The following is an 8,664-nucleotide window of genomic DNA, read 5'->3' on the forward strand; positions in this document are numbered from 1 at the left end:
ACGGTCCTGCGCCTTGTCCTGGGCCTTGTAACACCCCGACAGGGCCAAATATATGTCAATGACGCGAACCTGTCGCATCTAAACAATGAAGCCTGGCTCAGGCATGCGGCCTATCTTCCCCAAAAGCCTCATCTGCTTGGCTTGAGCGTTCTGGAAAACATCAGACTGGGCAATGAAAACGCCTCTGCCCAAGAGGTGTACCTGGCCGCCCAGAAGGCCGGCATCCACCAGGAGATTCTGGCCCTGCCCCATGGCTATGCAACCGTTCTGGGAGAAGACGGCCAGGACCTGTCCGGAGGCCAGCGCCAGAGGGTGGCCCTGGCCAGGGCCTTTGTCCGCCCCTGCCCCCTGGTGCTGGCTGATGAGCCTGGAGCCGGTCTGGACCGGAAAAATCGGGATATAATTCACACCGCCCTGCTGGAAATGGCTGAAGAGAGAACAGTTATAATATGCACCCATGACCAGGATGTACTCCCCGGGGCGGACCTGGTAGTACAGCTGAAGGACATGCCCCCCGGGCAGGATATGGTGCAGCGGCCATGAAGGAGCTTGGCAGACTGCTGTCCATTATGCTGCCCCAGTGGAAATGGCTGCTTCTGGGTATGCTTTGCTCCTTAGTCACCCTCCTGGCCAACGCCGCCCTTTTGTCCCTGGCAGCCTGGTTTCTGGCCTGCATGGCCCTGGCCGGTATAACCGGAGTCCCCTTCAACTATCATCTGCCGGCCGGCGGCATCCGCACCCTGGCCATTGTACGCACCGCGGGCAGGTATGCTGAAAGACTTTTTACCCATGAAGCCACCTTCAGGCTCCTGGCCCACATGCGGGTCTGGTTTTTCAGCCGTCTGGAGCCCCTGGCCCCGGCCGGTCTGGCCGGCATACACAGTGGTGATGTCTTTTCGCGCATCAAGGCCGACATTGACCACTTAGACCAGTTTTACCTGCGCTTCGTCCTGCCCCTTTGCACTGCGGCTGCGGCCCTGCTGGCTGTATTTTTGTTTGCAGGATGGTTCAGCCCTGCCCTGGCCCTTTATCTTTGCTGTCTGTGGATTCTGGCCGGAGGTGTTTTGCCCCTGGTTCTTCTCAGGCAGGGAATGAGCATCGGCCAGGGACAGGTACAGTCTCTTTCCAGGATGCGCTCCCTGGGGGTGGACCTCATCCGGGGTCTGGAGGAACTGGTGGTCCTGGGACAGACCAGGCGCATTCTTGTTGAGCTGGAAAAGGAAAACAAGATTCAGACCAGTATTCAGGCCAGGTATTCTAAGCTGGAGGCCTGGGCCGAAGGGGGCATGACCCTGTTTGTCGGGCTTTCAGTATGGGGCACCCTCATAATCGTCATCCCCCTGGTGCAGTCAGGAAAAATTTCCGGTGAAAATCTGCCCATGCTGGCGGTACTGGCCCTTCTAAGCTTTGAAGGAGTGCAGCAGCTTCCTTCGGCATTCAAGGCCTGGGGCAGAATCAGGGCCTCAGCCCGGAGGCTTTTCTCCATTATTGACCAGAACCCCCTGGTGCAGGACCCCCCTGAGGCCCTGCCTGCTCCTGAACAGTTCAGCATTGAATTTAGAGAGGTATCTTTTTCCTATCCCGGAAGAAGTAAGCAGGTGTTAAAATCCATGAGCTTTCAGGTCCGCTTTGGTGAAAAAGCAGGCATAACCGGCCCGTCAGGAGCCGGCAAAACCAGTATTTTCAATCTCCTGCTTCGTTTCTACCCCCTGCAGCAGGGACAGATACTTCTGGGCGGACGAAACATCCAGGATTACAGGGCCGAGGACGTGCGCTCCTGGACAGGGGTAGTGTCCCAGGAGTGTTTTCTGTTCAACTCCAGCATCAGAGAAAACCTGCTCCTGGCAAGCCCCCATGCCCGGGACAAAGACCTGTGGCAGGCCCTGGCCCGGGCCAGGCTGGAAGATTTTGTCGCTTCTCTGCCGGACTGCTTAGACACCCGGGTGGGGCAGGCGGGACTCAGGCTTTCCGGGGGTCAGGCCAGGCGGCTGTGCATCGCCCGGACACTGCTGAAGGATACGCCCATACTTCTGCTGGATGAACCTACAGAAGGCCTGGACAAAGATACTGAAGCAGCCCTCTGGGACACCCTGCAGGAAGTCATGGCCCAAAAAACGGTCATCCTCATCACCCACCGCAGCATGGGCCTGGAATACATGGACCGGGTCATCAGCATGGACTGACGTAACCATGCAGGGGGTGCCAGCAATCGCCACCGGGAATAGACTTGAGGCGTACTACCCAGCCGTGAGCGGCAGAGCCGCCCGCCTATCACGCCCCTGGCGTGATGAAACAAACGTAGTTTCAGCGTAGCTGGTTTCACTGGGATGTGCAACGAAATTGCCAGCCTGTCACGCCTATGGCGTGATTGAATAGCTCAAAGAGCTGGCCCGCAGGGCATTCAACTGGGGTGCCAAAAAAATCTTTTTAGGCCCGGGAAGCCTTCAGGCTTCACACGGGTGCTTTGCACACACGGTTTTGAAGAATAAAGTTCCCCAGAAGCATGCCCCGCCCATATCTTTAAACGCAGCCTTGATGTATTCGTTAGAGTTTCTTCAGGCTTTGTATGCGCAGGTAGCAAATAGTTTTAAGGATATGTGCGGGGGCATTGCCCGCCTGGCAGACAGGCAAATTGGCATATCTCCCCCATGAAGGATGCTCAGATGAGGACAGTCCCCAGGCCTTGTGCCGGAAATCACCACAGAGGACCCCCTGAATGGTTCTCCGTGTCCAAAATGACCGCAGAGCGGACCAGATTCGCTCCCACGAAGAGCGTGGGAGCGATAAGAAGAAAAAGCTTCAGTGTTCTCTCGTGTGTTCCGTGGGCAAAAGCTCTTGGCTTTCTTTGAAAAGAAAAGCAGGGGACAGGCACCCCCGCACCTTTTTCTGAAGGATAACTGACACTTTTAAAAAAAGTGCGGGGAGAGCCAGTCCCCATGCCACATACAAAGGGGCTAAACTGTTATTCCCGGCAATTTTTTTATGGCAGAAAACCTGCAGGATGCCTGCATCAAGCAAAGGCTGAGATATTAACTGTCCATACGACATGTAACGAGCTGACAGATATCAGATAATAACTATTGCATATGCTTCAGAATCATGCCATGCTTGCAGGCCATGTCTGATTCAGGCAGTGTTTTAATTATACCTGATGCTGTAAACAGACATATTGACTTTGATTCTGAAGTAAGGCAGGTATCTCTGAATCTGCTTTGAAAAATGCATATGCCTGTGTATCGTCTAAGTACAATATCTCATGCAACAACCCTTAAATCTTGAATAACTCAACCAAGGAGAAAATAATGGACGACCACGTAAAACAGGCTCTGGAGATCGTCAAGGCCCAGGCCGCAGTGAGGAATATGGCCGAGGAAGAGATTAATTCCATGATCAAAACCCTGTCTGCGGGGATACAGGAAGCGTCAAGGACAGATGAAGCGAAGGAAAAAGAGTCTCAAGAACCTGCTGTGGATCCTAAAAAGGCCATTAAAGAAAAAAGCATAACCTGCCTGGAGTGCGGCAAGTCTTTCAAGGTTCTGACAAAAAAACATTTTGCAAAGCATGACTTAACCACTGAGGAGTACAAGGCCAAATGGGGCTACAAGAAGAACCAGTCACTTGTGGCGAAATCACTGGCCCGGGAGCGGCGCAAAAAAATGCAGGATATGGAACTGTGGAAAAAGCGTGAAATTAAGATGCCCGGGAAAAAAACAACATGATGCCTCGCGTCGTGTGGGCATAGAATACCCGGTTAAACACCGCCTCCGGCAGTCAAACGCAAGTATGGTTTAACTGGGTGAACTTTTTACCAAGCCACCGTTTAGCAGCCCTTTAACTCTCAAGTTTCAAAATATAAAGGCAAATCAATGTAGTTTTAGGCAGACACAATTTGACCATGTTTTCCCCTGATATCACCTTGCAAGATTTTGATAAGCGCAGATGCTGACTGATCTGGTGTCAAAAGCTGGTTATTTTTCTTCCATGGCCTGAATACTTGATGAAGATGTTTGGCAGCACCCCCTTTTGCCTCTCGTGCCTGTTCCTGCATTCTGGTATCAACAATACCGGGTCTAAAGATAAAACTGATAACTATGCTGTTTTCAGCGGCCAGTTGTCTGACAAGATGCTCCTGAGCCGCCTTAGCAGCACAATATGCAGCTATTCCAGGCTGGGTTATTTCTGCAGCACCTGAACCGGCAAACACTGCTACTCCATGGCCGGTTGATATAAGCTTTGGGACAAAATATTTGATCATAAGATACGAAGCTTTGACGTTGACATCGAAAATTTTGGCAAACTTATCCTCATCCAGTTCCCAGATGGTAGGCCCGGGAAAGAGCAAGCCGGCAACATGTATAAAACCTGACAGGTTGCCGATTCTTTGAGCTGCTTTCAAACAATGGAGAACTGTATCAGCCAGTGATATGTCTCCGGGAACGGCTATCGCTTGTATCCCGGTACTTGAGCATCGGGCGGCGGTTTCTTCCAGTAGTTCCTGACTGCGAGCGTTCAAGACAAGGTTCACGCCCTGTTTTGCCAAACCTAGTGATATGGCCTTGCCAATGCCCATTGATGCACCGGTGATGATGAAGGTTGAGTTCTTTGTTAACATGTTTGCTCCTTTGGGAAGACTCAGGTTAATTGGTCAGCAGTCGCGAGGGTCGTAAGTGCATTCAGAAAACACCCGCTAAATGCGCCTGTCCCCTAGCGTGACATCGTGACATTGAAAATAATTGTTTTCAACCGTTATTTCAGTATAACCATTCAGGGGGTCCTCAGTGGTGATTACCGGCACTCACGCCTTTGGCATGACTGGGGACTGTCCCCAGGGCCTGGTGCCAGTAATCGTCACCGAGGACCCTCTGAATGGTTACTATCAATCCATTAAGGAAAGCAGGGGACAGGCAACCCCGCACTTATTTTTCTGAAGGATGTTTGACGGCATTTTAAAAATAAGTGCGGGGAGAGCCAGTCCCCATGCCACATGCACATGGCTCAACTGTTACTATAACTGGCTTTCTGGCACAGCCAGAGTTAGCTATAAGGATCATTACCATGAAAGCAAAAACAGCTTACCGGAAAAAAATTGAAGAATTGAACGACCTGATTCAAAATGAAAAAGACATTTTAGTGGTTGGACAATACTTTTTAGACCACTTGTCTTCTGACAGAGATTTTATGTCAGCTGGAAAAATCGTCAAAAACAAACTGATAAAACAGGTTCTGCAAAAAGTTGGAGAGCAGTATGTCAGTCAGGATGCTAAAATCGCCAACATGCTGGTTACTCACATTAAAGAATTCGACTTTTACCACGGTCCTTTATTCCTTGGAGGCAAACACGCCAGCTTTTTTTATTTCAACAAGCCCCAAATCGGAATGGCCATGATTGTCCAGAGCATGGATGAAAATGCCAACACGTCTTTTGTAAGATTCAGGGCAGCCCTGCTCCCGAATAAAGGAGTCACGGTTTTGCCCCATAATCCGACAGTACAGCAATAAAGGAAAGCAGGGGACAGGCACCCCCGCACATATTTTTCAATAATGATCTTCACATCAGCTAAAAATATGTGCAAGGAGAGCCAGTCCCCCTGCCACATGAAAATGGCTAAACTGTCTCCTCTTTTCTTATCTTTAGTTGCGGGCAGAGATCGCTTTGGTTCGTAAACCTTGATTACTATCCTTGCTTTAACACTACAACGACACTTTATTTGAACTCGAAGGGGACTTATAATAATCCGTAAGTCTTCCTTAGGAAAAAAAGTGCCGGGTGCCTGTCCCCGGTGGCTGTAATGAAAAAATGACTTCTCTCTTCTCCCAAGCTCTGGGGTAACCATTCAGGGGGATGTCGAAACCGGCCCGGGACAGTCCCTGCGACACCTTTTCAGCACAAATACAAAAATTTCAGACGCGAAGTTTTGTGAACCTGCACAGATATTACTTAGCGGGGACAGTCCCCCCAGGCCTGGTGCCGGTAAACACCACCGAGGACCCCCTGAATGGTTACGCTCTGGGCCTCTAGCGAGTCTTCGAAGCGGGCGAGAGACAATATTTTCTTCAGTATGGCTTTAAACCTTTTCCCGGCTTCGTACGCTTTAGCCGGATGAACCAAAATTTACACAAAGTGTCGCTGTAGTGTTAACATACCCATTTTATTTGTTTTATTTTGCGCTATAAATAATTATGGACAAAATGAAATGTTTTAGGCAATAAAAAGATATGGTCAGTAGCATTTCGTTGTGGTTACAGAAATAAAAGGGTGTCCACATGATTTTTAGAACCGAGCTGGCGATTGATCTGGGTACGGCTAATACCTTGATATACAGACGTGGAGACGGCATTGTTCTGAATGAACCCTCAGTCATACTGCTGGATAAACGCCGCAGAGAGATTCTTGCTGTAGGAGATACAGCCAGGGAATTTTCTGGGCGAACCCACCCCAATGCCATTTCAATGAAGGCCTTAAGCAAAGGAGTAATATCAGATTTTGAGGTAACTCAAATAATGATCGACTACTTTATACGTAAGTCATTGCCTAAAAAACGTCTTTTCAAACCACTTATTATCATAGGGGTTCCATTAGGAATAACCCAGCTGGATAAACGTGCAATCACTGAAGCAGCCTGGTTGATAGGGGCCAAAAAAGTCAGGCTTGTGAATGAACTGATGGCAGCAGCCATAGGTGCCGGATTACCAACCGATAAAGCTGAAGGCAATATGATTGTAGATATTGGAGGCGGAACTACAGAGGTTGGGGTAATATCCTTATCGTCTTTAGTTCTTTTCAAGTCGGTAAAAGTAGCAGGAGATGAGATCAATGAAACAATTCAGAGGTATATTCATGATAAACATCGTCTGTCGATTGGTGAACTTATGTCTGAAAAAATAAAATGTAATATAGGAAGTGCTATACCTGTTAATGATGATTTATCCATGGACGTTAAAGGAAAATGTCTTATAAAGGGCACTCCTAAGAACATTACTCTACATAGCTATGAAATTACAGATGCTATTCAGAATTCTTTGGATACCATTGTTCGGAGTATAATAGAAGTGTTGTCAATCACGCCTCCCAGCATAGCAGGTGATATTTTAAAAAATGGTATATATTTAACTGGTGGTGGTTCTTTGCTCAACGGAATGAGCGATTTCATTACCCAGCATACATCAATAGAAGTTATAATAGATGCTGATCCTTTAACTACGGTTGTGCGTGGTGCCGGAATGATTCTTGATAATCAAGACATTTTTGAGGACGCTTTTTTTGATAATACCTGACTCAAAATTTGTACCTGTTTAGCGCTTTGTCACATGCAAAGCGCTAAACAGATACCCCATAACTGATTGTCCCTCCCAGTAAGATGTGACTGCAAAAATGATTTTTTTAGTCACATCAAAGCATGGGGCAGGCAGTACGGGAAACAACTTGAGCATCATTTTGTGCTCAAAACGACTCATTATTCTGGGACAATCACGCCTCAGGCGTGAAGGAAAAGCCAGTCCCCTTGCTACCTGCTAAGCGCAAAACAAATACTTTTATCCAAATTTTCCTGTTAAACGTTCCAGAGAGTCTTCATACTCTATCAGTTTATATTCTCTGTAGTTTTCATGAATCTTTTTGCTCATTTCGGGCAATTCTGTAATAATCTGCTGTACAGTTTTTACCAGCGCCCCATACCTTACCCAATATTGATCTTGCAGTTGCATTAATCTATCAAAAGAATCTTCAAGTTCTTTATAATCTTCGTTTAAATCTTTATATTCGATATAAAGCTCTTTTAACTTATTTGCAAGTTGTTCGTTTCTTGCACGAAGAGTATTGTTTTCTTCAACAAGTGAATCATATTTTTCGATATATTTTTTTCTAACAGTTTTAAGTTCATTCAACTTTTTGCGTAATTTATTTTCTGTGCTTACGTCTCTATAAGAAACTGGTATCGTGCGGTCTTGAGGCATTTCCCAGGGCACATCTCCAAATGTATTACGATTTTTCATTATTATCCCCTTTTGTTCATTTTTACCTTTCAAGTTATGTATCTGTTTAGCGCTCTTAATCATTATGTCTAAACTGTTATGTAATTGGAAAAGGTTTCTATCTGATTACGCAATACATTTAAGTAAGCATGAAAAAAACAAAACCAACTTAACTACCTGAAATCATTAACCATAAATTTAACCCCCCGTAAATATGGAAACCATATCATCAAACTTTGAGATAATTGTCAACAAAAAAGTATCTGTTTAGTGCTTTTCAGGGAAGCTGGGGACAGGCACTCCGGGAACCACTTGAGCATCAATTTGGGAAAAAAAGACTCATTTTCTAGGACAAGTGGGTCCCGGAAGAGCCAGTCCCCATGCCACATCCTTTCACATGGGTTGCGGACTCAGTCCACTCTAACCACGCAAAGCGCGTGGTTCGCGTGGTTAATCCTGCCTGTCACTTACAGGGGGATGCCGAAACCGGCCCGGGAACAGTCCCCGCGACACCTTTTCTGCATAAATACAAAAATTACAGACGCGAAGTTTTGTGAACCTGCACAGATATTACGTAACTATTCAGGGGGTGCCAGCAATCGCCACCGAGAATAGACTTGAGGCGTACTCCCCTAACAGTGAGCGGCAGAGCCGCCCGTGTGCAACGAAGTTGCCCGTGCCAAAAAGATCTTC

At 47.5% G+C, this 8,664-nt stretch carries 7 protein-coding genes; 5 read left to right on the plus strand and 2 right to left on the minus strand.

The genetic code is table 11. The features are described 5' to 3' along the window. The 3 genes from QZP87_RS10940 to QZP87_RS10950 form a co-directional block, all read left to right on the plus strand. On the plus strand, positions 1-543 hold a 543-nt coding region (locus QZP87_RS10940; RefSeq protein ID WP_291322960.1), incomplete at its 5' end, for an ATP-binding cassette domain-containing protein. Continuing rightward, on the plus strand, positions 540-2,183 hold the full coding sequence (gene cydC / locus QZP87_RS10945) for a thiol reductant ABC exporter subunit CydC (protein ID WP_291322961.1): 1,644 nt from the start codon (positions 540-542) through the stop codon (positions 2,181-2,183). The genes QZP87_RS10940 and cydC, both read left to right, overlap by 4 nt. 1,119 nt (positions 2,184-3,302) lie before the next feature. After that, complete coding sequence (locus tag QZP87_RS10950; RefSeq protein WP_291322962.1) at positions 3,303-3,719, plus strand: MucR family transcriptional regulator; 417 nt, start codon at positions 3,303-3,305, stop codon at positions 3,717-3,719. Positions 3,720-3,874: 155 nt separating this feature from the next. Here the strand turns inward: QZP87_RS10950 and QZP87_RS10955 are convergent, their stop codons facing one another. After that, positions 3,875-4,612, minus strand: coding sequence for an SDR family NAD(P)-dependent oxidoreductase (locus QZP87_RS10955; protein ID WP_291322963.1), 738 nt, complete (start codon positions 4,610-4,612; stop codon positions 3,875-3,877). Positions 4,613-4,977: 365 nt separating this feature from the next. On the opposite strand from QZP87_RS10955, the gene QZP87_RS10960 reads away from it, so the two are divergent. Both QZP87_RS10960 and QZP87_RS10965 read left to right on the plus strand, forming a co-directional pair. Further along, positions 4,978-5,499, plus strand: coding sequence for a hypothetical protein (locus QZP87_RS10960; protein ID WP_291322964.1), 522 nt, complete (start codon positions 4,978-4,980; stop codon positions 5,497-5,499). Between the two features lie 765 nt (positions 5,500-6,264). After that, a complete protein-coding gene (locus QZP87_RS10965) occupies positions 6,265-7,275 on the plus strand; it encodes a rod shape-determining protein (protein WP_291322965.1) in 1,011 nt (336 codons plus the stop codon). Between the two features lie 258 nt (positions 7,276-7,533). Here QZP87_RS10965 and QZP87_RS10970 read toward each other — a convergent pair whose 3' ends face one another. Beyond that, positions 7,534-8,025: a hypothetical protein gene (locus QZP87_RS10970; protein WP_291322966.1), complete on the minus strand. Its 492-nt coding sequence runs from the start codon at positions 8,023-8,025 to the stop codon at positions 7,534-7,536. Positions 8,026-8,664: the final 639 nt, after the last annotated feature.

The sequence above is a fragment of the Desulfonatronospira sp. genome (genome assembly GCA_003563255.1).
In the GTDB taxonomy this organism is placed as follows: Bacteria; Desulfobacterota; Desulfovibrionia; order Desulfovibrionales; family Desulfonatronovibrionaceae; genus Desulfonatronospira.